The organism is Chryseobacterium sp. KLBC 52 (assembly GCF_003347605.1).
Lineage (GTDB): Bacteria > Bacteroidota > Bacteroidia > Flavobacteriales > Weeksellaceae > Chryseobacterium.
In genome coordinates this window covers 186,852-211,373 of record NZ_QDFZ01000004.1, presented here as the reverse complement: position 1 = coordinate 211,373, position 24,522 = coordinate 186,852, and the positions used below count along the sequence as shown (strand labels likewise).

Here is a 24,522-nt window from a genome sequence, read left to right as displayed (position 1 = left end):
TTTTTTTGGGGTTAGAATTTATAATTTACTTGCACAGCAAAGTTTCTTGGCTGAATCTGATCAATGTATCCTCCTCTGAAATAAGAACTGTATCCTACGCTGTCAAAAATATTATTGAAGAATACTCTTAATCCCATTCCATTTTTCAGAGAATAACCGACCTGAGCATCTACTGTTGTATATTCCGGCATATCGAAAGGTTTATCTCCAGGCTTCACACTGTTCAGGTGGCCCGCTGTAAATGTTTTCTGAGTCCATTCATCAACCGGTCTTTTTCCAACATAATAAATTCCTGCACCAACATCAAGTCCTGATAAAGTACCTTTATTGAATTTATAATTCAACCATCCGTTTGCAGTATGTTTAGGTGCATTCATAGGTGCAGATCCGTTCATGTAAGCAGGGCTGTCCTGATATTGCGCATCGAGATAAGCCCATCCTGACATTACCTGAAGGTTGGGTAGAATTCTTCCGATCAATTCTACTTCAACTCCTTTTCTTCTAAGATTTCCTGCAAGACCATACATTGTTTGTTTGTCGATCACAACAGGGTTATAATTTTCGTCAAGAATAGTGAATGAAAGGTGGTCTGTTTTAATGTCAAATACCGTTACGTTAAATCTTAAACGCTCATTAAACCAATCTGATTTAATTCCTGCTTCCCACTGTTTAGTCATGGACGGTCCTACTCTTCCCCCGTCTAACAGGAAGTTGTTAGAAGATCTTAAAGAAGTTGTTGTTGTATATGATCCAAATACATTCACATTTGGAAGTGGAGAAACGATCAATCCGAAATTAGGATTCCACGTATCTACAGATTCATTGGCTGAGCCATTTAATCTGCTGTAACGAAGTCCTAAATGGGCTTTTACATATTTCCCGATCGTCATGACATCCTGAGCCATAGCCCCGATACTTGGAGTTAAAACAGCGTTTGACCTTCCCAGGTTTTTATAAATAACGTTTACAGGAAGCTGATTGGGAATACTCCCGTTCACTACATCAAAAATATCCAGTGGATTGGCAGTGTAAGTTGTATTACCAATTTTTGTAGCACGTGCCGTAATTAAATTCCCGGGTGCAATTGAATTTTTATAAGCTTCGTAAGTTGTGGATGAAGTTTCTGTTTCTCTCCAATCGAAACCGACCTGGAAGGTATGGTTGATAAATCCTGTCTTTATCTGCTCTCCGATGAAGTCTAACTGTAGTACTTTATTGATATCTTCACCCTGCGATTTTCCTATAGTACGCTGTCTGATATTATAGTTTGTTTCACCAGCTGGTAATGAAACTGAAGAAGCTTCAGAATCCGTATTGCTTACCGAATTAACGAAAGCTGCTCTTACCTTTAATTTATCGGTAAGGTTACGAACGATTGTCGTAGCAAAGTTGAAAGTTTCTGTTTTTGAATAATCAGATGTATATCCTAGAAATTTTCCTTTTGGCATGTGATATAATGCTTCAACAGTTCCAGGAGCAAGGTTGATGGTTCCTCTGTCCGGTGTTCTTTTATCATGAAGATAATCCATTTCCACATTGATTAATGTTTTATCATCCGGACGGAAAGCGACAGATGGGTTTACATAAATTCTTTCGCCCTGCACATGGCTTCTGAATGAATTATTATTCTGGTACGCTCCGTTGAATCTCACAGCTACTTTTCCCTGAGAATCCAATACTCTCTGGAAATCTACTGTAGGTCTGTAAAAATCCCAGCTTCCGTAACGAAATCCTACATTAGTCTGATCAACAAACTGAGGTCTTTTTGTTACAACATTGATAACTCCTCCTGCAGATCCCAAACCATTTCCGATTCCCTGACCAATTGCAGCAGATCCTTTAATCACCTGAATACTTTCTACGCCCTGCATATCTGTAATCATCCCTGCAGTACGGAAATCTGAATCCAGCTGAACCCCGTTTTTTAATACCGGAACTCCACGATATCCCCGGATGGACATACTTTCGTTTCCTCCGCCGTAGCTTGAAAACAAAGTTACCCCAGGAACGTTTTTGGCAACATCAGTGACTGTAAGTGCTCCTAATTCTTCAATGGCTTTATGGGAGATTATTGAAATACTCTGAATCTGATCTCTGGTTTTCAAAGGCAATCTTGTAATGGCATCAAGACCTTGCGGTTGTTTCTTTTTCTCACCAAACAGTTCTACTTCTTCAATTTTCTTGTGTTTTACTGAATCATTTACTTTCTGCGCATTGGCAAGAACCCCACCCAATAATAGCAGAGAAAAGGATACTACTTTATTCATCTGATAATTTTTAGCAAAATTATTATTTTTATTAATTCTAAATAAATTAATAAGTGTGACATATGTCACCCTGGAAACAACCAGTAATATCAGATCATTAATCATATCCTACAGCCCATTACAATCTCCAAACAGATCCGTAGCATCATTAAAGGCTATTGATTCGAGGCCTTTTATGATTACAGAAATTACAATGCAAAAAAAAGCCGGTTTAGTGATATACACACCATCACTCTTGTGTTGGTGTGTTAGATTTGGTGCATAAAAAAATCCGTCCCTTAAAAGGAACGGATTGTATAATCATTGCAAAGTATGCATTTATCACACTTTAATTTCAACGTCTACACCTGAAGGAAGTTCTAATTTCATTAGAGCATCAACAGTCTTAGAAGAAGAAGAGTAGATATCCATTAGTCTCTTGTGAGCTGATAATTGGAACTGCTCTCTTGCTTTCTTGTTTACGTGCGGAGATCTCAACACTGTGAAGATTCTCTTGTTCGTTGGTAATGGAATTGGACCGTTTACAACAGCACCAGTAGCCTTTACCGTTTTTACGATTTTCTCAGCAGACTTGTCTACCAAGTTGTAATCGTAAGATTTTAGTTTTATTCTGATTCTTTGTGACATTTCTTTAATTTAAAAATTAACCTTTTGCTTTAGCTATGATTTCTTCAGCAACGTTTTGTGGAGTAGCCTGGTACTTCTCTAATTCCATAGAAGAAGTAGCTCTTCCTGATGAAAGTGTTCTTAGAGTAGTTACGTATCCAAACATTTCAGAAAGTGGAACAGAACCTTTGATTACAACAGCTCCATTTTTCTCTTCCTGACCACTGATAGTACCTCTTCTCTTGTTAAGGTCACCAATGATGTTACCCATATATTCTTCCGGAGTTACAACTTCCAGTTTCATAATAGGCTCCATGATTACTGGCTTAGCAGCACGTCCCGCTTCTTTAAATCCTAATTTAGCAGCCATTTCAAATGAAAGAGCATCAGAATCCACCGCGTGGAAAGATCCATCTTTAAGAGTAACTTTAATACCTTCAACTTCGAAACCAGCCAAAGGACCGTTCTTCATTGCAGCTTTAAATCCTTTTTCAATTGCAGGAACAAATTCTCTAGGAACGTTACCACCTTTGATCTCATTGATAAATTCTAAACCAACTTTACCTTCGTCTGCAGGTCCTAGTTCAAATACAATGTCAGCAAATTTACCTTTACCACCAGATTGTTTTTTGTAAACTTCTCTGTGTTGAGCAACTTTTGTTAAGTTTTCTTTGTACTCTACCTGAGGTTGTCCCTGGTTTACTTCAACTTTGAACTCTCTCTTCATACGGTCAACAATGATATCTAAGTGAAGCTCACCCATACCAGAGATAATCGTTTGTCCAGAAGCTTCGTCAGTTCTAACAGTAAACGTAGGATCTTCTTCTGCCAATTTAGCTAAAGCGTTACCCATTTTATCCTGGTCAGCTTTAGTTTTAGGCTCAACAGCGATACCAATTACCGGATCAGGGAAAACCATAGATTCAAGAATGATCGGGTTTTTCTCGTCACACATCGTATCACCAGTTTTGATAGACTTGAATCCTACTGCTGCACCAATATCTCCAGCTTCAATATATTCTACTGGATTTTGCTTGTTAGCGTGCATCTGATAGATTCTTGAGATTCTTTCTTTATCTCCTGAACGAGTGTTCAAGATATAAGAACCAGCATCCAGTCTTCCAGAATATGCTCTGAAGAATGCTAATCTTCCCACGAACGGGTCAGTAGCAATCTTAAATGCTAGAGCAGAGAAAGGCTCATCTACAGATGGCTTTCTTGTGATCTCAGCGTCTGTTCTTGGATCAGTACCTTTGATATCATCTTTATCCAATGGAGAAGGAAGGTATTTACATACTGCATCCAACATAAACTGTACTCCTTTATTCTTGAATGAAGAACCACAAGTCATTGGGATAATAGATAAATCGATAGTAGCAGCTCTCAATGCAGCATTGATTTCTTCTTCTGTAATTGAATCCGGATCTTCGAAGAATTTCTCCATCAAAGTTTCGTCATATTCAGAAACAGCTTCTACTAGTTTCTCTCTATATTCAAGAACTTCATCCTTCATATCTTCAGGAATTGGCACTACTTCGAAAGTAGCTCCTTGTCCTGCTTCATCCCAGATGATCGCTCTGTTTTTAATTAAGTCAACAACTCCTTTGAAATCTTCTTCAGCACCGATTGGTAAAACGATTGGAACTGCGTTAGATCCTAACATTTCTTTAACCTGGTTTACCACGTTAAGGAAGTCAGCACCTTGTCTGTCCATTTTGTTTACGAATCCCATTCTTGCAACTTTGTAGTTGTCAGCAAGTCTCCAGTTTGTTTCAGACTGAGGCTCTACTCCATCTACTGCAGAGAATAAGAATACCAATCCATCTAATACTCTTAAAGATCTGTTTACCTCTACAGTGAAGTCAACGTGTCCCGGTGTATCGATAATGTTGAAGTGGTAAGGCTTAGTATCAGCAACAGGTTTTCCTTGATCTGTTGGAAAGTTCCAAGAACAAGTAGTTGCAGCTGAAGTAATAGTAATACCTCTTTCTGCTTCCTGCTCCATCCAGTCCATTGTAGAAGCACCATCGTGAACCTCTCCAATTTTGTGGTTTACCCCTGTATAGAATAAAATCCTTTCTGTAGTGGTAGTTTTACCTGCATCAATGTGAGCAGCGATACCAATATTTCTTGTAAATTTAAGATCTCTTCCCATTTCAGATTAGAATTTGAAGTGTGAGAAAGCCTTGTTAGCTTCCGCCATTTTGTGAGTATCAGATTTCTTTTTGAAAGCAGCACCTTCTTCTCTTGAAGCAGCTACAACTTCATTAGCTAATTTCAAAGCCATAGACTTATCATTTCTAGCTTTAGAATACTTGATTAACCATTTCATTGCCATAGAAATTTTTCTATCAGCTCTGATTGGCATAGGGATTTGGAAGTTAGCTCCACCTACTCTTCTAGAACGTACTTCTACGTGAGGCATTACATTTGTAAGTGCATCTTTCCAGATTTCAAGTGCAGTTTTTTCGTTATCTCCTTTTTTAGTTTCTACGATATCCAATGCATCATAGAAAATTTTGAATGCGATTGACTTCTTACCGTCAAGCATTAAGTTGTTTACGAATCTCGTTACCAATTGATCATTAAATTTCGGATCTGGTAACAACGGTCTTTTTTTCGCTTTTGTCTTTCTCATTGCTTTTGTACCTTATTTAATGATTATTTTTTCTTTCCTTTTGCAGGAGCAGCAGCTGCTTGTCCTGGTTTAGGTCTCTTAGCTCCGTACTTAGATCTTCTCTGAGTTCTTCCATTTACACCAGCGGTGTCTAATGCACCTCTTACGATGTGGTAACGTACTCCCGGTAGGTCTTTCACCCTTCCGCCTCTAACCAATACTATCGAGTGCTCCTGAAGATTGTGTCCTTCGCCCGGGATATAGGCATTAACTTCTTTACCGTTAGAAAGTCTTACCCTTGCTACTTTTCTAAGTGCAGAGTTAGGTTTCTTCGGTGTAGTTGTATATACTCTCGTACATACACCACGTCTTTGTGGACAAGAATCAAGGGCAGCCGATTTGCTCTTCTTGGCAAGCGTGGCTCTTCCTTTTCTTACTAATTGTTGAATAGTAGGCATTTAATTGCTTTTTATTTTAGGGTGCAAAAATAGTAATATTTTTTTAATCTGCAAACACTTATATAAAAATTAAAATCAAATACTTACATCTCAAATCAAACGCTTTTCATAAGTATCATCGCAGAACCATAATATACATGAGGGAAAGTGATAAAAAGAAATAGAGCTTACCGCTTAAAAAATGAATATTAAATAATTATGAAATTTATTATTTAATACAATTTCAATTATAAAGGGATTTGTGGTTTTTATCTGATACAACCAAACTATAATTAAAAACTTTCTAATAGTTATGATCTATTAATAATCAAGCGAGTTCGGCACGATATTTCGTAAATTTGGGATATACAAATGATAAACACATCAGTCATCATAAAAAAGTTTCATACTCTACTGAACTGAAGTGATGATTGTATCTCATTTTAAAAATAAATATATACATATGAAAAACGCGAGTATTATCGGTCTTAAAGAAGCCGACTGTAAGAACATTTCAGAAAAATTAAATGTACTGTTAGCCAACTATTCTGTATTCTATCAGAACACAAGAGGTTCTCACTGGAACATTAAAGGTGATCAGTTCTTCACGCTTCACCCCAAGTTTGAAGAATTATACAACAGCCTTGTATTAAAGATTGACGAAATTGCAGAAAGAATCCTTACGTTAGGAGCTACTCCTGCACATAATTATTCAGATTACTTAAAGGTGGCAACCATTAAAGAAAGTAAAGAAGTAACTGACGGCACTAAAAGTGTGGAACAGATTCTAAGTTCATTCAAAGTGGTAATTGATCTGCAGAGAGAACTTTTAGATATTACAGATCAAGCGGGAGATGAAGGTACAAATTCGCAAATGAGCGACTATATTACCGAGCAGGAAAAAGAAGTTTGGATGTACAATTCTTATCTTGGAAAATAACTCCGTCAAAAGCATGGAAATATTTCAAAAAAATCGCCTTACATTTAGGCGATTTTATTTTTTATTTCTATATTTGCGTTAAAATTACACATATTATGAACGACGTCAGATTAAACTCTATCCTTGATAATGATTTCTATAAAATAACCATGCAGAATGCTGTGGTAAAACTATTCCCGAGTTCTATTGTAAAATACGAATTTATCAACAGGGGAAAACACCACTTTCCGGAAGGGTTTGACGCTGCTTTAAGAGAAGCGGTCAATAAAATGGCCGAGCTTAAACTTACGAAAGATGAAAAAAAGTTCATGGCAAGAACATGTCCTTATATAGATCTGCCCTATCTTGATTTTTTAGAAGGTTATCATTATGATCCGTCTGAAGTAAAAATCCACCAGGAAGGAGGAGACCTTTCCGTCATTGTGGAAGGGCTTTGGTACAGAACCATTCTTTGGGAAGTTCCACTGCTGGCACTCATCAGCGAACTCCATTACGAAATGAACCACATGGAAAGAGATTCCAACGAGGTGGTAATGAGTAAAACCATAGAGAAGGCAGACTCATTGGGCAGACTTGGAGTAACGTTTGCCGAATTCGGAACCAGAAGAAGACACTCTTATAAGGTACAAAATCTGGTGATGGAAGCTTTAACCCAGAAAAAAGACTCTACTTTTATCGGAAGTTCCAACGTTCATTTTGCTATGAAATATGGAGTAAAACCCATCGGAACGCATGCTCATGAATGGTTTATGTTCCACGCAGCTGAATATGGATTCAAGATGGCCAATGAGTTGGCACTGGAACATTGGGTAGATGTTTACAGAGGTGATCTTGGAGTAGCCTTGTCTGACACTTATACTACCGATGTTTTCTTCCAGCAGTTTGACAAAAAATTTGCTAAGCTTTTTGATGGCGTTCGTCATGACAGTGGAGATGCTCTGGAATTTGCAGATAAAACCATTGCCCACTATCAAAGAAATGGCATCAATCCTATGTTTAAATATATTATTTTTTCGGATGCTTTAAATCTGGAAAAAGTAGAGGAAATCACCAATTATTGCAGAGGAAAAATTGGTATCTCATTCGGAATCGGCACCAACCTCACGAATGATGTGGGATTAAAGCCCATGAATATCGTCATGAAACTTATTGGCGTACAGGCTCCCAATAAAGAGTGGATTCCTACAGTAAAACTTTCCGATGAGCACGGTAAATATACCGGTGATCCAAAGATGATCGAACTGGCTAAAGAATTTTTAAGAATAAAAGATTAATAACCTCATCAGAACAATTACATATAAACCTCGAAATCATCGAGGTTTTTTTGTTTCATATCACCACTTAAAAATTCAGTTTTCAGAAATCTGTAAGGATTTATTATATTTATCAAAATAAAACAAGATGAAATCAAGAACTTTACTACTTGCAGGTCTTCTCCTATCAGCATTTTCCTTTTCTCAGGAAAAGAAAGCAGAAAAGCCTAAATATAACCAGGAAATGGCAACTTCTTTAGGAGCGGACAAATATGGGATGAAACCCTATACGATTGTTATGCTGACATCAGGCACTACTAAAATTGAAGATAAAGCCAAAATGGGCGAACTCATGAAAGGGCACATGGCCAATATCGGCAAGCTGGCAAATGAAGGCAAAATTGTTGTTGCCGGCCCTTTCCTTGAAAAGAATAAGGAAAACTACCGCGGTATGTTTATTTTCAATACCAAATCTAAAGAAGAAGCTGAACAATGGGTAAAAACAGATCCTGCAGTTCAGGCCGGTGTATTCAGCTATGAAATTTTCCCTTGGTACGGTTCTGCAGCGTTGCCATTGTATCTTAAGCATCATGATGAAATCTCGAAAGAAAATCCTTAAATAAAGAGGAAAAGAATTAACTTCTTTCCTGGAATAAACACATAAAATATTCCGTCTGCATTCAAATAATTATCCGCAAACATTTGAGAAATAAAAAGAGACTGTCTTTGGTGACAGTCTCTTTTTACAGTTCTAATTTTAAATTAAAAAATATCGCTACCTATTGTATAACCATTGGTACCATTTATTTTTTTAACTGCATTATTATTAAATCTATATTTATTATAAATACCAATATTGGGAATATATCTTAAAGTATTACCTTCTCTCATATAGATCTTATTGGTATAATTATCCTGTTTAAGATCATTATCAGGAGTTAAATCTGCTCCGCGTTCCACCGTTGACAAATTACTTGGGCTCACTGTAGCGATTTCACCACTGGTAATATTAAATAATCCGTAAAGGGTCATGGGACTTTGAATATATCTCAATTTGTTTTCAAACATAAAAAAGATCTGGTTGGTCGCAGGATTTCTAACAAAATTACCATTCACAAGATTAGCCGTATTGGTATAATCTAACCTCACCTGATTATCAATTAAATATTGATTGATATAAGCTTTCAGTTGAGCTTGCTTCACAGGATCTTTAATAAATTCATAAAGAGGGATCAAACCATTGCTTCCAAATTCTACCAATACCGCATTAGTGGGTGTTGAGCTGTTCTGCCAGCTTGAAATATTAATTTTAGGATTCGTCTGATCAAGGTTCAATTCTCCTACCAAACTCTTCGATGGATCTCCTCCTCTGGTTTTAAAGGATAATTTTCTGGAAAAGTTTTTATTGGATTCTGAAGTATCTATGTCGTTATCAACATTGGCATCAAAAATACTTTTCACCCCTACTTTAACTCCCACTCTGGCTGCTTTTTCACGGCTTTGATTGGTTGTTTCAGACTGAAACATAACATCCATCTTAGCACCTGTATAAATATCTACGGCAACATGGGTTCCATAATCGTTTACAATCTGCGCAGGGCTATTGGCCTGTAGATCACTCATAAACTCCGGAGTCAAATAATCTGATAATAAAACAGGAGTTGCATTAAATCTGAATCTTCTTTGTTTAATTAAAAGATTATAGCTTCCATAAATATATTTAGCATCAAATTTATTGGTTGTCGTGTTACTCACTGAAGAGCTAAAAGTAACCGAAATAAGCTTTTTGAATAAAGAGAATCCTGCTGTTGCTCCTACCTTTGTGGAAACCATTTTTGAATACGCTTCTGCATTTTCTCCATATTCTTCAAGATATTCCTGAGAAAATACATTATCAGTAATCAATCTTCCTGCCTGTTCATTTTTGAACTTTTCAAGATCAATTACCTGATATCCTGAGGAGTTTGAATTTGCATATTCTCCTGTTGCGTTATAACCGTATCCTAAGATGTCATAAGCGCCATCACCAGCAAATTTAGCAAAATTTCTCCCTGAGCTTTTTTTTGAGTTTTCATTTTGGTTAGAATTTTCAAATTCTTCAGTAGAGCAGGATGTTAAAAACAGCAAAACAATACTGGTAAAAAAGAAACTTAGTTTTTTCATATTTTTATTTTAAGTGCACAAACTTAATTCTTTGCATTCAAAACCAGAATGACATAAATCATTAATAAGGGAATTAATAAACAATTAACAATAGAAAACTAAAACAACTTATATCTCTTTACATAGAAATAAGTATATCATTTAAAACACAACCTATTTCATTTCAACTGATTACACATATAAAAAATTTAAAATTTAAACCTTATTTCTTTTACCAATGAATTAATTTAATTATTTTAGCTTATTAACAACTCACCTCACTCTATTAATTGTGAGCGGGTTACAACAAACCAATACCATAATTAAAAATTAAACTCATGAAAAAATTAAACATTACAAAACTTTCGAGAACGGAGCTGAAAGATGTATTCGGAGGAACCCTGTATCCGGCAGAATGTCCGGGGGGATGCCATGGCGAAGGCATGATCAGATGTCCTGACGGCACTACCACAATGACTAACTTTATATGCATGGGAGGAACCTGCCAACCGGCAGCGATGTGCAAGCCACTTATTCTTGAACCTTTTCCTGATCCGATTATCATCACTGATCCGATAACCATCACCCCATAATCAGAATGAACAATACATAAAGAAGCGGTCTCAAAAGTCAAACAATTGGCTTTTGTCATTGACTACGTCGAATCTTCGATTTCTGACGAAGGAAGAATCTTATTGATAAACAACTACATGAAATTCTTCACTACATTACATTTCGTTCAGAATGACAATTTTGAGACGCCTCTTTTTTAGTATCTTCAAGTAAACAAAACCATCATGAAAACCATTGAGGAAGTTCTGAAAAAACTGGATGAAATTATTGTCTGGTGTAAGGAAAACAAGAGTCCCGCTGGATATTTTGCCTGTACTTACCGAATCATGACCGCACAGGTTCTGAAAGGTATTCAGCAGAAAAGGTTTGAAGATAATCCCAGAATGACATTGCTTGATATTGCTTTTGCCCAAAGGTATCTTCAGGCATGGGAAAGCTATAGCAAAGGAGAAAGATGTACCAATTCCTGGTATACCGCTTTTGAAGCCACCAAAAACAAGAATCTTTTGATATTGCAGCATATATTCCTTGGGATGAATGCACACATCAATCTTGACCTGGGCGTAGCTGCCGCTTCTATTATGCCTTACAGGAAAATAAATCCTTTAAAAAAAGATTTTGAGAACATTAATAATGTCATTGCTTCCATTAATCAGAACGTACAGGATTCTTTAAACAAAATCTGTTATCCTGTGGATCTTGTTGACAAACTTTCTAACGGAAAAGATAATGCTGTACTTGATTTTGCCATCTCCAAGGCAAGAGACACTTCCTGGGCAACAGCAGTCATTGCTTCCAATACACCGAATTTTTTAAAAGAATCCGTGATTGGTATTGTTGATTACGCAGCCGCTAAAGTTGCCACCCAAATTCTGAATCCGAAAATACTCACTCCTGCCCTTTTAAAAGAACTAAAAAATTGCGAAAGTAGTGATGTGGTAAAAAATATTGAGATTTTAGAAGCTACAAAAAACTCATAACAAAAAGGCCGGGATCTTCCTCACGGATCCCGGCCTCATAATGAACAAAATGAAAAAAACTATATTGCTTCCTTATGCTTTTTACGGTAAGCATAATGGAAAATGATAGGTAGTATTGTAAATGACAGCAGCATACAGACGATCAGCCCGCCAACAATCATAATGGCTAAAGGTTTCTGAATTTCCGAACCCATTCCGTTTGACATGGCTGCCGGAAGAAGTCCCATGGATCCCATCAGGGCAATCATTACCACAGGACGGATTCTGCTTTTCACTCCCTGGGCTATGGATTCTTTAAGTGACATCCTGTTTTGCAGATTTTCCTTCATCACTCCGATCAGAACGATACCATCAATGGTGGCCACTCCGAAAAGGATAATGAAACCAATTCCTGCTGAAATTCCAAAGATGGTTCCCGTAAACCAAAGGGATAAGAATCCTCCGATAAACGCAAATGCCAATGTAATGGAAGAAATCAGCGTGTCTTTGATGTTTCCGAAGTTGAAATACAACAGCATCAGAATAAGAACTAAAGAAATCGGTACCACCATAGCCAGTTGTTTTGCGGCTCTTTCTTTACTTTCAAACTCTCCGGCCCAGGTCATTTTATGATTCTTCGGAAGCTTTACTTCCTTATCTACCTTGGCTTTTGCTTCTTTGATAGTGCTACCCAAATCTCGACCTTCAATATTAAATCCAACTCCGATATATCTGCTGTTTCCTTCACGATAAATAAATGACGGTCCGGTATGATAATCAATGGTTGCAATTTCTTTCAATGGAACCTTTTTATTATCCTGAGTCGGAATGAGAATGTTCCCCATCTTTTCCGGCGTATCTCTGTAATCTTTTTCGAACCTAAGCATTACGTCAAACATTCTTTCTTCTTCGTAAAATTTGGTGGCAGCCTGCCCTCCGATCGTCATTTCGATGACTGCCTGGGCATCTGCTGTGGAAACACCATATTTTGCCATTTTGGAATCGTGAAGCTGTATTCTCAACTCCGGAAGTCCTATATTTTTGAAAACATTCACATCCGATATTCCCGGAACTGTTCTGATGGAGTTGGCTACTTTATTGGCATAATTTTCAAGTTCGAAAAGATCATTTCCAAAAATTTTAATGACCAGCGGAGCTTTTACTCCTGCTACATATTCTTCCACATTATCCTGAATCGGCTGGCTGAATCCAAAATTGATACCCGGAAATCTTTCAAGGGAAACTCTCATTTCTTCAAGGAGTTCTTCTTTGGATATTTTTTTCTTCCATTCATTTTCCGGTTTCAGCTGAATATTAAATTCGATATTAAAGAATCCGGTGGGATCGGTTCCGTCATTGGGACGTCCGGTCTGGGTCATGACAAATTTTACTTCATCATACTTCATGAGAATCTCTTTCATCTCTTTAGTCAATCGTACAGATTCATCCAGGTTGACACTGTTGGGAAGAGTGGCTCTTACGTAGATAGCACCTTCATTCAGTTTGGGTAAGAATTCGGATCCGTAATTGGAAAATCTCCATCCACAAACAGCAAGCAAGGCAACGAAACCAATGATAAATCCTTTTTTATGACGGTCACTGAATTCATAGATCCTATAAATATTAACTCTGAAGAATCTTGAAATAAAGTTTTCTTTCTCTTCAATATTTTTAGTCAATAGCAGCTTACACATTGCCGGAACGTAAGTCAAACTTAAAATCAATGATCCCAATAATGCATACCCAAGTGTAAATGCTAATGGTGAGAACATTTTTCCTTCTACTTTCTGGAAAGAGAAAATCGGCATCAGGGCAACAATCAGAATCAACAGGGCAAAGAAAATGTAGCTTGCTACGCTTCCTGCGCTTTTCTTGATGATTCCCAGTTTTGAAATTTTATTAAATCTCCGCAGTCCAATTTTTTTCGCTTTAAGTTCGAGGGCGACAAAGACATGTTCGACAATAACCAGTGTTCCTTCCAGAAGCAATCCAAAGTCCAGCGCTCCCATGGAAATCAGGTTGGCCGGCAGACCCTGAATTTTCAACATAATAATAGCAAACAGGAAAGACAGAGGAATCACAGATGCTACAATAAAAGTGGTTCTCCAGTTGTAAAGGAAAATAAATACAATAATGGAAACGAGAATAACTCCTTCAATAAGGTTTTTGGAAACGGTATGAACCGTTGTGTTCACAAGCTCTGTACGGTCGATAATCGGAACAATCTGTACGTCACCGGGAAGCTCTCCCCCATTTAATTCTTCTATTCTGTCTTTCAGTCTTGCAATGACTTCACTAGGGTTTTCACCCCGAAGCATGATCACAATTCCTTCTACAACATCATTTTCTTTGTTGTATCCTACCTGCCCCAATCTAGGTTTTGCAGAAACTTTTACTTCCGCTACGTGTTTCACCAGAATAGGCGTAGAACCTTTGACCTCGATCTGAATATTCTCAATATCTTCTTTTTTCTCCAAAAGACCGATCCCCCGCACTACATAAGCCTGATCACCTTTTGCCACTACATCACCTCCTACATTGATATTACTCTTCGAAACCGCTTCATACACATCCAGGGGGGAAAGGTCGTAATTATGTAATTCCGTAGGATTAATTTTTATTTCATAGGTCTTCTCTTCTCCACCAAAGCTCACCACATCCGCCACTCCGGGAACGGCAAGCAATTCTCTTTCCACTACCCAATCCTGAATAGCGGTTACTTCTTTGATGGGAAGTTTACTTTTAATAATATATCTGTAAATTTCACCGGTAGCTCCCGAAGGAGGCTCAATACTATATTCTGCTCCGGCTGGAAGTTCTACATTTCCGAGTTTATTGGAAGCATATTGCTGGGCATAAAAATCATTCACATGATCATCAAAAATAACCGTCACCACAGACAATCCAAATAAGGAAATGGAACGCACCGATGTTTTATTCGGGATGGCATTCATTTCCTTGGAAATGGGTAAAGTGACAAATTTTTCTATTTCTTCAGCACTTCTTCCCGGCCACTGGGTAATCACTCTTACCCTTGTATTGGTAACATCCGGAAATGCTTCAATGGGCGTATGCATATAGGAATAGATTCCTCCGGCCAGCAAAAGAAAAGTTCCCAAAAGAACAATCAGTGAGTTTTTTAACGAGAAGGAAACTATATTCTGTACAAATTTTCGCATTACTTCGTGGAATTATTTAATTGGTTTTTCAGGTTTTCATAAATCAATAGTCCGTTGGAAGCAATGATATTTTCACCTGGTTTTAAATTGCCTTCTACATAAATATACTGGCTGTTGGAAGCAATCTCTGTTACGGGTCTGATCTCCAGTTCACAGTCTTTTTTATACACCACTACATAGCTTTGGTTGTTATCAAAGATTAAAGATTTCGCAGGAATAGCCAGGGCGCTTTTATTTTGTGAATTCACTGGCAATACAACATCTGCAGACATTCCCGGCCTTAGCTTCATTCCGTTATTATCCATAATGATTTTAGCCTTCAGTACTCTTTCATTTTCATTAAAAACCTGAGAAATATTATTGATTTTTCCTGAAAAGCTGTCGTCCGGATAAGCAAGCGTTTTCACCACTACCGGCTGATCTACATACACGTGTCTCATATTGGTAGCATACACATTGGCCATTACCCATACTTTATCCAGATTGGAAATCGTAAACAGCTGATCTCCTCCTGCAGTAACAGGCATTCCTTTGGAAATATTTTTTGAAATAACGTATCCGTCTGCCGGAGCTTTTATCTGAATGGTATTTCTTCCTGCGGAATACAGCTGCATATTTTTCTGTGTCTTGGAAATATTGGATTGCAGTATGGCTACTTCAGAACGCGCTTCCTGCAAATCTTTCTGAGAGGCAATATCATCTTTATACATGGCTTCTACGGAAGACAGCTTTCTTTTCGCCACTGCCAGCTGAGCCTGTAAAGTTTGAGTATCATCCTGCATTTCATTCACAGCTGTACTTTTTACACTTGCCAGCGTTTGTCCTTTTTTCACATAATCACCCAGTGAGAAGTAAGTATCTATCACCACTCCGTCTACAAGGCTTACAAAAGGAACTGTTTTATCAGAATTGCTTTCCACTTCTCCTGTAAGGGTGATACTTTCTTCTATGGGAAGCAGTTCTGCCTGGGCCAGTTTAATATCTTTTTTGAGTTCTTTGCTGATGCAGTAGCCTTTTTCGGCTTCCTTATTTTCCTGTTTTCCGGCACAGCCTGTAAAAATGATGAGGGCAGACAGATAAGCTGCAGCAGTGTATTTAGTAATATTTTTGTTCATATCTTATAAATCTTGTCCTACAACATACTGCAGGTTTTCGTAGTATTGATTCAATTCTTTTTTAGTGTCCAGGATGATCATTTTATTTCCGATGTAGGTATCCAGAAAATCCATGTACTCCAGCATGCTGATATTTCTTAGTCTGAAATTCTTCTCATGGCTTACCAGCAGACCGTCCAGTGTAGATTCATAATTATCATCAATCTCTTCTGAAACCTGTTGTGTTCTGATATAATTTCTGAAAACAGAGACAATTTCGTTCTCAGATTTCAGCATGTTTTTGCGGGTCTCCAGTTTACTTTTCTCAATTTCGAGCTTAGCTTCCTGAATATTTCCTTTGTTACGGTCGAAAATGGGCAGATCCATAGAAACTCCTAATCCTATAAAGTCTTTCATAATATTCCCTCCGCGGTCGTACCCTATGGAAACCGCAACGTCAGGAGTTTTCATGGCATTTTGAATTTCCAGGTTTTTGGCAGCATGTTTCTCTTTGTTTTTCGAGATCATGATATCAGGGCGGTTTTCTTTTGCCTTGTCTATCCATTGGTTCACTTCCAGTTCTGATAGTTGTTTTTCGGGCATGACAAATGAATCTGAAATCTCCAGATGCGTTTGAGAAGGCAGCATTAATAAAGCTTTCAGTTCTACCTGCTGCTCTTCGATTTCCTGCTTCAATGAAACCAGTTTCTTTTTGAATTCAATCTCCTGGGCTTTTAAGCGGACATATTCAGCTTTACTGATATTCCCGAGGTTTAACTGATTATTATAGGATTTTGTTAATTTTTCAATGGAAGCAATCTGTCCCAGATAAATTTTCTGCTGTTCCTGATTGTAAAGAACTTCAGTAATGGTATTTCTGAGGGTCTTTTTAAGTTCACGCAGAACTTCCTGCAGTTCATACTTCTCTACTTCCACTTCTATTTTCTGGAGTTCAATATTTTTTCGTCTTTTACCCGCAGTCTGAATTACCTGTTCTATTTCCGCAGAAATCTGGGTATTCTTTCCCCAGTTTCCGATAAGGGCAGGCTGCTCTTCTATGTCATAAGTTCTCCATAGATTAACTTCACTGATGCTTAATGTAGGATTAGGCCAGTATTTCGCCTGTACTGCTCTTGCTTCAGCTTGTGAAATTTCCAGCTTCTGAGCAATCAGGTCAAGGTTTTTAGCCAGAAAAATAGTTTCAGCTTCCTTCCTTCCAATTTTCAGGGTATCTGAAATCTGTGCGGAAAAGAAACTGAAACAATGAATATAAAATAGTGTAAAAAATAGCTTTTTCAAAGTCTCTTATTTTAAGACCACAAAGCTATTTGTCTAATATTAGAGGGAATTGTAAAGAAAATTAAAATTCGGTTAGTTCAACATTAGAGTTTGATTAGAACTTTTTTTATTCCTGGGAATTGTGTTTGAATTGGTATGTTTTCGCTAAAGCCGAAGGATTTTGATTGTATTTTGTAAGCGGGTTAAAACCCGCTCCTATTGAATATTTTTACTCTCGCGCAGATTTTGCAGATAACGCAGATTTCGTTATTATGAATATGTTCTTAATAAGATTTTAAATTAATCTAAGATTATGAATCTGCTCAATCAGCAAAATCTGCGAGAAAAAAATCAGGAATGAGCAGGAAATTCAAGAAGGACATTGGTTCCCACATTGACTGTAGAATCAATTCTCATTACAATATGATGATGATCAAAGATACTTTTTGAAAGAGACAAGCCAATTCCACTTCCTTTCACAGTATCTACGTTTTTTCCTCTGTAGAAAGTTTCAGATATTTTCACAAGATCATCAGACGGAATTCCTCTTCCTTCATCTCTGACCTCAATAAACAACTGGTTGTCTTTTTCTGATAATATAATCACTACAGGTTTATCATAGGAATATTTGATGGCATTTTCTACAATATTATATAACGCAAGATAGAGAAGTGTTTCGTTTCCCGGAAATTCCAGCAAAGCAGGTTTTGTTACCTGAAGCTGTATTTTAATGGATGAATGGTTTTCCTTTGCTTTGGGCTCCAGTTTTTCATAAATCTTCCAGATCAGCTCATCTACTCTCATGGGTTTGTGAGAAGATTCCAGCTTTGTCATTCCGGACATCAGTAAAAGGTTGTTCAGAATATTTTCAATCTCATACACGTTTTCCAATGACTCTTTTGCTACTTCTCTATATTCTTGCGGCGTACGGTCTTTTTGGGCAAACACTTCCAGATTTCCGGAAATTGCAGCTAAGGGTGTTTTAAATTCATGGGAAACATAATTGATAAAGTTCTGCTGCAGGAGTACATTTTCAGAGATTCTACCCAGTAGTTTATTATAGGACTTTATCAGATCTTCAATCTCGTCATTGGTATTAGTAGAAGTAATAATTGCCGTAGAAATGTTATTATACTCCACTTTATTGATCCGTTCTACCACATTGGAAATAGGTTTATAAACCACCTTGGAAAGATATCTGCTCAGAAAATAGATGGCAAGCAGTCCAATTACAAGCACCGAAAGCATGATAATAGCCAATCTCAGAATCTGCGACTGGAAAGAATCGTTGGAAGATTTCACAAAAACAACAAAATCTCCCTGATTATCCGGATAAAAAATCCCGTAGTAGAATTGATTATCAGACATAAACTGTATTCCTTTATTGCTTCGTACAGCCTGTAAATGGGAAAGTTTTATATTCTTATCATTCAGATTGTGTCCAAAAGTAACTTCATTATTCTGATTATAAACCGCTACCCTGTTATTCTGAATCAGATGATTGTATTCTTTTTTGATCTGGGCATGTCGGTCTTTCGGGAGTTCGTCTTTTTCGAGATAATAAATAGCAGAGATAAGAGCCGTATTTCTCAGTTTTTCAAAATAAAAAATCTTGGTGCTGTCATAGTAGGCAAAAAATATCACCGCAGATGTGATGATAGAAACAATGCCGAACGACAGGCTTGAAATAAGGGTAAATCTGTTTCTGAGCGTCATTTTGAGTCTTTGATCAAATATCCGGTTCCTTTTACTGTATGAATAATTTTCTGTTCGGTCTCATCAATCTTATTACGGACATAGGAAATATAAACATCCACTACATTCGTTGTATTATCGAAATCAATTCCCCATACTTTATGTAAAATCTGGGTTCTGCTCAATACTTTATTTTTATTCTCCATCAGGAAAGTAAACAATTTGTATTCCGTAGGGGAAAATTCTATTTCCTTGTCATTCTGAGTTACTTTATGAAGATCCGTATCAATGACGATATTTCCACATGATAAATATTGATCCTCCTTTTGGTAGCTCATTTTATTTCTTCTGGTTAAGGCTTTAATCCTTGAAATCAGTTCTTCAAAATGGAAGGGTTTGGATAAATAATCATCAGCGCCCATATCGAGCATTTTGATTTTATCATCAGGACTGTTCAGCGCACTTAAAACCAAAATCGGGGTATAGTTTCCTTTAAATCTGATAATCTGGGTAAGCTGCATTCCATCAAGCCCTGGAAGCATGATATCCATTAAAATAATATCAAAATCATAGGTATGAATAAGCTCACGCGCCTTTTCACCGGAATCTGCAAGGGTCGTATTATAGCCAGCCTCAGAAAGGCCTTTAATCAGAAAATTGCTGATTCTTTGATCATCTTCTACCAACAAAATATTCATAAGTCTCTGAAATTTCCCATAAATATAGGTATTCTAATTCAGAAAGGAAGATGGGGCTGGAAGAGAGAAGTAATAGAATTTTATAAAGCAATAGTTTCCATTTTATTTACCTTTAAAAAAAGCAGTCAGTTCTTATCTGTCCAAAAGGAACTTCCGACATCCCGCTTCCAGCTTCCGACCTTTTTTCATAATTTTGGAAGATGGAGATGATATATTTAATTATTGGATTGATTGCCGGTGGTATACTTGGCGCTGTTATATTATATTTTGCCTTGAAATCATCAATGGTCTCAAGAAGTTCTTATGATGCACTGAACACCTTATCTATAAAAAATCAATCTGATCTTGAAAATTCAAACCTGAAAATTCAGGAGCTTCATCAGAATATCAGTAAAGAAAAAGAAGCCAATATGCTGCAGCAGGATCTTTTGGATGACCTGAAAAATGAATTTTCTAAAATATCGGCCGAATATTCATCGTTAAATCTTCAGTTTCAGGAATTGAAACAAATCAATCAGAGACAGACTTCTCAGATAGACACTCACATTCTTGAAAAACAGACTCTTTTTGCTAAAAATTCTGAGCTTTCGGCTAAAAATGAAGGTCTTCAGCAATCTCTTGACACCCAGAAAGAAGAAATTGTCAAGATTCAGGAAGATTCTAAACTTCAGTTTGAAAACCTTGCCAATAAAATTTTAGAAGAAAAAACTGAAAAGTTTACTGCCTTAAATCAAAATAACTTAAAAAATATCCTTGAACCTTTTCAGGAGAAAATCGCGGATTTAAAAAATAAAGTCAACGAAGCCTATGAAAAGGAAAATAAAGAACGTTTTTCCCTGGCGGAAAAAGTAAAAGAACTGGCGGAACTGAACCAGCAGATTTCCGAAGATGCCAAAAAATTAACCCGCGCCCTGAAAGGAGAAAGTAAAACCCAGGGGAACTGGGGTGAGATGATTCTGGAAAGCATTCTTGAAAAATCCGGACTGGTAAAAGGAAGAGAATATTTCCTTGAGCATGAATTACGCGATGAAGACAATAAAGCTCTGTTTTCAGAATTCTCCGGAAAGAAAATGCGTCCTGATGCCGTTGTAAAATACCCTGACGAAAGGAATGTTATTATTGATTCAAAAGTATCTCTGACTGCTTTCACAGAATTGGTAGATGAAACTGATGCAGATGTTTATGCGATAAAATTGAGCCAGCATCTTGGTTCAATTAAAAATCATATTAATCAACTCAGTCAAAAAGCCTATGACGATTATGGAAAATCATTGGATTTCGTGATGATGTTTATTCCGAGTGAACCGGCTTATATTGCAGCAATGCAGGCAGACCAGAACCTTTGGAACTATGCTTACGAAAGAAGAATACTGTTGTTGAATCCAAGTAATCTGATCACTTCTCTTAAGCTGATTGCCGATCTTTGGAAGCGTGAATATCAAAACCGGAATTCTATTGAAATTGCTGATCGTGGAGCCAGACTCTATGACAAATTCGTAGGTTTTGTAGAAAATCTGGAAAAAGTAGGCCGAAATCTGGATCAGGCGAAAAATGTATTCAATGATGCTTACAAACAGCTTCATACCGGAAATGACAACCTGGTGATCCAGACGCAGAAATTGAAGTCACTTGGAATTAAAAATAAAAAAGACCTGCCTCAAAGTCTTATCGACAACGGTAATTTTATTGAACCATCAGAAAGCTAAATCCCAGGTTTTATGTTTTCATTTGCTGCATATCCATACCCAAAGTCTGAATCTTTCAAAGAAATTTTCGTTTCTTCACTGGGAGCAGGAATTGCTGTCTATTTGTTTCTGATTATTTTTCAGCCTTTTGGTACCGAAAATTTTCAGCATCCCTATAAATTTGTATTACTTTTTCCCTATTGCATTATTTTTGGAATGGCATTTTTAATGGCCAATCTTACAACTTCCCGTTTCAGCAACTGGAATATTGGTTCTGAACTCTTAAAAATAACTCTCATCCTATTTCTGGGTTCTGTTTTATCCTACTTTTACAATTCATTATTCTTGAGCCATGTAAAGCTGGATATAGTCAATTACTTTTATATGTTCCTGTATACTTTGGCTGTCGGAATTCCTATTTCAATCATCTATATTTTATCACGGTACATCTATTTAAAGAATATTCATGAAAAGAAAGCCCGCGATATTTCTCAACATCTTCCCGTTTCGGCTTCTGAACAACGACAAAATCTGTTAAAAATAACGGCACAAAATACAGAACTTATCATTAATGAGAACGATTTTCTATTCGTTCAGTCTATGGAAAATTATTGTACATTTTACTTTTTAGAGAACAACAGCTTACAAAAAGCATTGATCAGAATAAGTTTAGCCAATGTTTTACAACAAATCGAAACAGGTTCTGTCAAAAAATGCCACCGTTCTTATATTGTCAACCTTGGAAGGGTAAAGAAAATCAAAGGAAATGCTCAGGGTTATAAATTAATTCTTCCCAAAATTGATTTTGAAATTCCTGTTTCAAGAAGTTTTATTCCTTCAATTATTCCTCAGTTACAGCAGCAAAATCTATAAATTTTGTCATTCGTCACTATTCTTTGTCATTCATCACATTAAGTTGAAAGCATTGATTTAAAGCTACATTTTTGCTCAAAATTAACAGTTATGAGTAAAAACATCCGCTTCTTTTTAATCTTTATTCTAGGATTTACAACCTATTATTTCTTTGATTTTCTCTTTTTTAAAACCATACAGACTTTCTCAAAAGATTTGTTTCACAGTAAAGCAATAGCCCATATAATTGCTTATTCGGTAACATTAATTCCATTGATAGTCACCTTAAAAATTCTGTTACCCCAAAAACAGATCCTTGATCTGTTCTCATTAAACAAACCCATTATCAAAGGATTTGTGTTAGCACTTACCGGAACTACTCCTATGCTCATTGGATACCTGATTCATTTTAAACCAATCTTAAAAATAAATTTTGAATCCTTGTTTATCAATACTCTTTCATCAGCATTTTTTGAAGAATTTATTTTCAGAGCTTTTCTTATTGGAATACTATACAGATTTACACGGCTTGGATTTTTATCATCTGCCTTATTGGGTTCACTATTATTTGCACAGGTACATATCTACCAAAGTCAAAATATAACGGAACTTGTTGAGATATTTGCCATTACATTTTTAGGATCAATATTCTTCGCCTGGGCATATTTTGAATCGGAATACAACTTATGGACCGCAATTTTCCTTCATTTTTTTATGAATCTGTACTGGGAAATCTTTAATGTATCGGAAAATGTTTCCGGAAACTTCTATGGAAATCTCTATAAACTTCTATCCATTATCGTCCTGATCTTAGCGGTCATCTATTATAAAAGGAAAAATAAAATTCCAATGGAGATTACGTGGAAAAGTCTTTTTATCAAAACCAGAGAAGTTCAATCATAAATTTTGCATAATTTTGCAGCATGTTGATAGAAAGTTTTCAAAACGATAAAATAAAAAACGTCACTAAGCTCCTTACTGACAACAGGTTTCGTAAAAAATCAAAAGTTTTTGTGGTAGAGGGCCAGCAGGAAAATGAAAGAGCCATGCGGTATGATTTTGAGCCGCTGGAGTTCTTTATCTCTGAAAATATCTTCAAAGGAACTCTTCCTGATGGAAAAATCCATTATGTAAGTGAAAAAGTCTATGAAAAAATTGCTTACAGAGGAAGTTCTGAAGGAATTATCGGCATCTACCAGGCAAAAGAAACTCCGCTTTCAACCTTTGTTCCTAAAGAAGATTCTACGGTAATTATTGTTGAAGGCGTAGAAAAACCGGGAAATCTTGGTGCTATTTTAAGAAGTTGTGAAGCTTTTGGAGTCGATGCACTGATTGTTGCAGACGGAAAAACCGATTTTTATAATCCGAATGTCATCAGATCCAGTGTTGGCTGCCTTTTCGGAATGGAAGTCTATCAGGCTGAGAATGAAGAAACCTTGGAATTTCTGCAAAAAAACAGCTTCAATATCTACACAACGCTTATGGACGAAAGTGCGGAAGATCTTTATAAGAGAGATTTCAAGCAGCGTTCTGCGGTATTATTCGGGACGGAACATTCCGGATTGAGTGATTTCTGGATTGGAAAAGGAAAAAACACGTTAATTCCTATGGCTGGAAGTATTGATTCTTTGAACCTGAGTAATGCAGTAGCAATTACGTGCTATGAATCTCTGAAACAAAAGAAGGGATAATCTATTCCCGATCTGATTTTGATATAAAAGTGATTGCTTCGCCTTCGGCTCGCAATGACTAAGCATAAAAAAACCGTTTCACTGGGTGAAACGGTTCTTTTATTGTTAAGCGTATGCTAGAATTATTTCTTAGCAGCATCTTTAGCAGCATCAGCAGCTCCTTTAGCAGCATCAGCAGCACCTTTAGCAGCGTCAGCAGCACCTTTAGCAGCATCTTTAGCAACTTCAGCACCAGCAGCAGTAGTAGCAGCAGCAGCATCTTTAGTAGCTTCTACAGCAGTAGTTGCAGCAGAATCAACAACTTTAGCAGCTGAATCAGAAACTACAGCAGCAGAATCAGCTACAGTAGCAGCAGCAGAATCAGTTGTACCTTCAGTAGCAGTAGCTTCAGTTTTTTTACAAGCAACTAGAGAGATTGCAGCGATAGCAGCTACGAATAATGACTTTTTCATAATAAATTAAATTTAATTTTGTTAATATTGTTTTATAAAATTTTCTTCTGTTCTGTTATTTGAACAAGACAAAGGTAGAGCAGTTAGAAAATTTGTCTATGAAA

21 protein-coding genes are annotated in these 24,522 nt (G+C 36.8%); 9 read left to right on the top strand and 12 right to left on the bottom strand.

Translation table 11 applies throughout. From position 1 onward, the window contains the following. Positions 1-11: 11 nt before the first annotated feature. The 5 genes from DDF69_RS05795 to rpsL all read right to left on the bottom strand — a co-directional run bounded on the left by DDF69_RS05795 (position 12) and on the right by rpsL (position 5,948). Positions 12-2,267, bottom strand: coding sequence for a TonB-dependent siderophore receptor (locus tag DDF69_RS05795; RefSeq protein WP_114820019.1), 2,256 nt, complete (start codon positions 2,265-2,267; stop codon positions 12-14). Between the two features lie 321 nt (positions 2,268-2,588). Continuing rightward, entirely contained in the window at positions 2,589-2,894 is a 306-nt protein-coding gene (rpsJ, locus tag DDF69_RS05790) for a 30S ribosomal protein S10 (RefSeq protein ID WP_002661363.1), read from the bottom strand. Between the two features lie 16 nt (positions 2,895-2,910). After that, entirely contained in the window at positions 2,911-5,028 is a 2,118-nt protein-coding gene (gene fusA / locus DDF69_RS05785) for an elongation factor G (RefSeq protein ID WP_114819939.1), read from the bottom strand. Positions 5,029-5,034: 6 nt separating this feature from the next. Beyond that, positions 5,035-5,511, bottom strand: coding sequence for a 30S ribosomal protein S7 (rpsG, locus tag DDF69_RS05780; RefSeq protein ID WP_062673583.1), 477 nt, complete (start codon positions 5,509-5,511; stop codon positions 5,035-5,037). 23 nt (positions 5,512-5,534) lie between these two features. Beyond that, positions 5,535-5,948 carry a 30S ribosomal protein S12 gene (rpsL, locus tag DDF69_RS05775; protein WP_002983146.1) on the bottom strand — a complete coding sequence of 138 codons (414 nt, stop codon included), beginning with the start codon at positions 5,946-5,948 and terminating at the stop codon, positions 5,535-5,537. A 442-nt stretch (positions 5,949-6,390) separates the two neighbouring features. On the opposite strand from rpsL, the gene DDF69_RS05770 reads away from it, so the two are divergent. The 3 genes from DDF69_RS05770 (at position 6,391) to DDF69_RS05760 (ending at position 8,739) form a co-directional block, all read left to right on the top strand. Continuing rightward, positions 6,391-6,867 carry a Dps family protein gene (locus tag DDF69_RS05770; protein ID WP_114819938.1) on the top strand — a complete coding sequence of 159 codons (477 nt, stop codon included), beginning with the start codon at positions 6,391-6,393 and terminating at the stop codon, positions 6,865-6,867. A 95-nt stretch (positions 6,868-6,962) separates the two neighbouring features. After that, positions 6,963-8,141, top strand: a complete 1,179-nt coding sequence (gene pncB / locus DDF69_RS05765) for a nicotinate phosphoribosyltransferase (RefSeq protein ID WP_114819937.1) — start codon at positions 6,963-6,965, stop codon at positions 8,139-8,141. Positions 8,142-8,268: 127 nt separating this feature from the next. Further along, on the top strand, positions 8,269-8,739 hold the full coding sequence (locus DDF69_RS05760; protein WP_114819936.1) for a YciI family protein: 471 nt from the start codon (positions 8,269-8,271) through the stop codon (positions 8,737-8,739). A gap of 143 nt (positions 8,740-8,882) precedes the next feature. Here the strand turns inward: DDF69_RS05760 and DDF69_RS05755 are convergent, their stop codons facing one another. Then, positions 8,883-10,283 (bottom strand): MAC/perforin domain-containing protein, encoded by a 1,401-nt coding sequence (locus DDF69_RS05755; protein WP_114819935.1) that lies wholly within the window; start codon positions 10,281-10,283, stop codon positions 8,883-8,885. A gap of 317 nt (positions 10,284-10,600) precedes the next feature. Here DDF69_RS05755 and DDF69_RS05750 point away from each other — a divergent pair, with 317 nt between their 5' ends. Both DDF69_RS05750 and DDF69_RS05745 read left to right on the top strand, forming a co-directional pair. Continuing rightward, positions 10,601-10,855 (top strand): hypothetical protein, encoded by a 255-nt coding sequence (locus DDF69_RS05750; protein ID WP_114819934.1) that lies wholly within the window; start codon positions 10,601-10,603, stop codon positions 10,853-10,855. A 204-nt stretch (positions 10,856-11,059) separates the two neighbouring features. Then, positions 11,060-11,815, top strand: coding sequence for a DUF5995 family protein (locus tag DDF69_RS05745; protein WP_114819933.1), 756 nt, complete (start codon positions 11,060-11,062; stop codon positions 11,813-11,815). Between the two features lie 59 nt (positions 11,816-11,874). Here DDF69_RS05745 and DDF69_RS05740 read toward each other — a convergent pair whose 3' ends face one another. From DDF69_RS05740 to DDF69_RS05720, 5 genes are all read right to left on the bottom strand, one after another. Further along, entirely contained in the window at positions 11,875-14,973 is a 3,099-nt protein-coding gene (locus tag DDF69_RS05740; RefSeq protein ID WP_114819932.1) for an efflux RND transporter permease subunit, read from the bottom strand. After that, on the bottom strand, positions 14,973-16,088 hold the full coding sequence (locus tag DDF69_RS05735) for an efflux RND transporter periplasmic adaptor subunit (protein ID WP_114819931.1): 1,116 nt from the start codon (positions 16,086-16,088) through the stop codon (positions 14,973-14,975). The genes DDF69_RS05740 and DDF69_RS05735 overlap by 1 nt, the downstream gene beginning before the upstream one ends. A gap of 3 nt (positions 16,089-16,091) precedes the next feature. Continuing rightward, the gene (locus DDF69_RS05730; protein WP_114819930.1) at positions 16,092-17,366 is read right to left on the bottom strand and encodes a TolC family protein; all 1,275 of its coding nucleotides are present in this window, start codon (positions 17,364-17,366) and stop codon (positions 16,092-16,094) included. A gap of 330 nt (positions 17,367-17,696) precedes the next feature. After that, positions 17,697-19,061 carry a sensor histidine kinase gene (locus DDF69_RS05725; protein ID WP_114819929.1) on the bottom strand — a complete coding sequence of 455 codons (1,365 nt, stop codon included), beginning with the start codon at positions 19,059-19,061 and terminating at the stop codon, positions 17,697-17,699. Further along, positions 19,058-19,738, bottom strand: a complete 681-nt coding sequence (locus tag DDF69_RS05720) for a response regulator transcription factor (protein WP_114819928.1) — start codon at positions 19,736-19,738, stop codon at positions 19,058-19,060. Before DDF69_RS05720 ends, DDF69_RS05725 begins: the two co-directional genes overlap by 4 nt. 200 nt (positions 19,739-19,938) lie before the next feature. Here DDF69_RS05720 and rmuC point away from each other — a divergent pair, with 200 nt between their 5' ends. The 4 genes from rmuC (at position 19,939) to DDF69_RS05700 (ending at position 23,966) form a co-directional block, all read left to right on the top strand. Then, positions 19,939-21,444, top strand: a complete 1,506-nt coding sequence (rmuC, locus tag DDF69_RS05715) for a DNA recombination protein RmuC (protein WP_114819927.1) — start codon at positions 19,939-19,941, stop codon at positions 21,442-21,444. Between the two features lie 12 nt (positions 21,445-21,456). Further along, positions 21,457-22,296, top strand: a complete 840-nt coding sequence (locus DDF69_RS05710) for a LytTR family DNA-binding domain-containing protein (RefSeq protein ID WP_114819926.1) — start codon at positions 21,457-21,459, stop codon at positions 22,294-22,296. A 90-nt stretch (positions 22,297-22,386) separates the two neighbouring features. Next, on the top strand, positions 22,387-23,178 hold the full coding sequence (locus DDF69_RS05705) for a CPBP family intramembrane glutamic endopeptidase (protein WP_114819925.1): 792 nt from the start codon (positions 22,387-22,389) through the stop codon (positions 23,176-23,178). Positions 23,179-23,198: 20 nt separating this feature from the next. Beyond that, entirely contained in the window at positions 23,199-23,966 is a 768-nt protein-coding gene (locus DDF69_RS05700; RefSeq protein WP_114819924.1) for a TrmH family RNA methyltransferase, read from the top strand. Between the two features lie 122 nt (positions 23,967-24,088). On the opposite strand, the gene DDF69_RS05695 is transcribed toward DDF69_RS05700, so the two are convergent. Beyond that, positions 24,089-24,418: a hypothetical protein gene (locus DDF69_RS05695; protein WP_034694620.1), complete on the bottom strand. Its 330-nt coding sequence runs from the start codon at positions 24,416-24,418 to the stop codon at positions 24,089-24,091. Positions 24,419-24,522 lie beyond the last annotated feature (104 nt).

Bases quoted from the DNA above. Each gene is read 5' to 3' on its own strand.
- DDF69_RS05770 (WP_114819938.1), top strand. From the start codon at position 6,391: ATGAAAAACGCGAGTATTATCGGTCTTAAAGAAGCCGACTGTAAGAAC.
- DDF69_RS05720 (WP_114819928.1), bottom strand. From the start codon at position 19,738: ATGAATATTTTGTTGGTAGAAGATGATCAAAGAATCAGCAATTTTCTG.
- rpsG (WP_062673583.1), bottom strand. From the start codon at position 5,511: ATGAGAAAGACAAAAGCGAAAAAAAGACCGTTGTTACCAGATCCGAAA.
- rpsL (WP_002983146.1), bottom strand. From the start codon at position 5,948: ATGCCTACTATTCAACAATTAGTAAGAAAAGGAAGAGCCACGCTTGCC.
- fusA (WP_114819939.1), bottom strand. From the start codon at position 5,028: ATGGGAAGAGATCTTAAATTTACAAGAAATATTGGTATCGCTGCTCAC.
- DDF69_RS05700 (WP_114819924.1), top strand. From the start codon at position 23,199: ATGTTGATAGAAAGTTTTCAAAACGATAAAATAAAAAACGTCACTAAG.
- DDF69_RS05750 (WP_114819934.1), top strand. From the start codon at position 10,601: ATGAAAAAATTAAACATTACAAAACTTTCGAGAACGGAGCTGAAAGAT.
- DDF69_RS05740 (WP_114819932.1), bottom strand. From the start codon at position 14,973: ATGCGAAAATTTGTACAGAATATAGTTTCCTTCTCGTTAAAAAACTCA.
- DDF69_RS05755 (WP_114819935.1), bottom strand. From the start codon at position 10,283: ATGAAAAAACTAAGTTTCTTTTTTACCAGTATTGTTTTGCTGTTTTTA.
- DDF69_RS05735 (WP_114819931.1), bottom strand. From the start codon at position 16,088: ATGAACAAAAATATTACTAAATACACTGCTGCAGCTTATCTGTCTGCC.
- DDF69_RS05710 (WP_114819926.1), top strand. From the start codon at position 21,457: ATGTTTTCATTTGCTGCATATCCATACCCAAAGTCTGAATCTTTCAAA.
- pncB (WP_114819937.1), top strand. From the start codon at position 6,963: ATGAACGACGTCAGATTAAACTCTATCCTTGATAATGATTTCTATAAA.
- rpsJ (WP_002661363.1), bottom strand. From the start codon at position 2,894: ATGTCACAAAGAATCAGAATAAAACTAAAATCTTACGATTACAACTTG.
- DDF69_RS05705 (WP_114819925.1), top strand. From the start codon at position 22,387: ATGAGTAAAAACATCCGCTTCTTTTTAATCTTTATTCTAGGATTTACA.
- rmuC (WP_114819927.1), top strand. From the start codon at position 19,939: ATGGAGATGATATATTTAATTATTGGATTGATTGCCGGTGGTATACTT.
- DDF69_RS05695 (WP_034694620.1), bottom strand. From the start codon at position 24,418: ATGAAAAAGTCATTATTCGTAGCTGCTATCGCTGCAATCTCTCTAGTT.
- DDF69_RS05745 (WP_114819933.1), top strand. From the start codon at position 11,060: ATGAAAACCATTGAGGAAGTTCTGAAAAAACTGGATGAAATTATTGTC.
- DDF69_RS05795 (WP_114820019.1), bottom strand. From the start codon at position 2,267: ATGAATAAAGTAGTATCCTTTTCTCTGCTATTATTGGGTGGGGTTCTT.
- DDF69_RS05760 (WP_114819936.1), top strand. From the start codon at position 8,269: ATGAAATCAAGAACTTTACTACTTGCAGGTCTTCTCCTATCAGCATTT.
- DDF69_RS05725 (WP_114819929.1), bottom strand. From the start codon at position 19,061: ATGACGCTCAGAAACAGATTTACCCTTATTTCAAGCCTGTCGTTCGGC.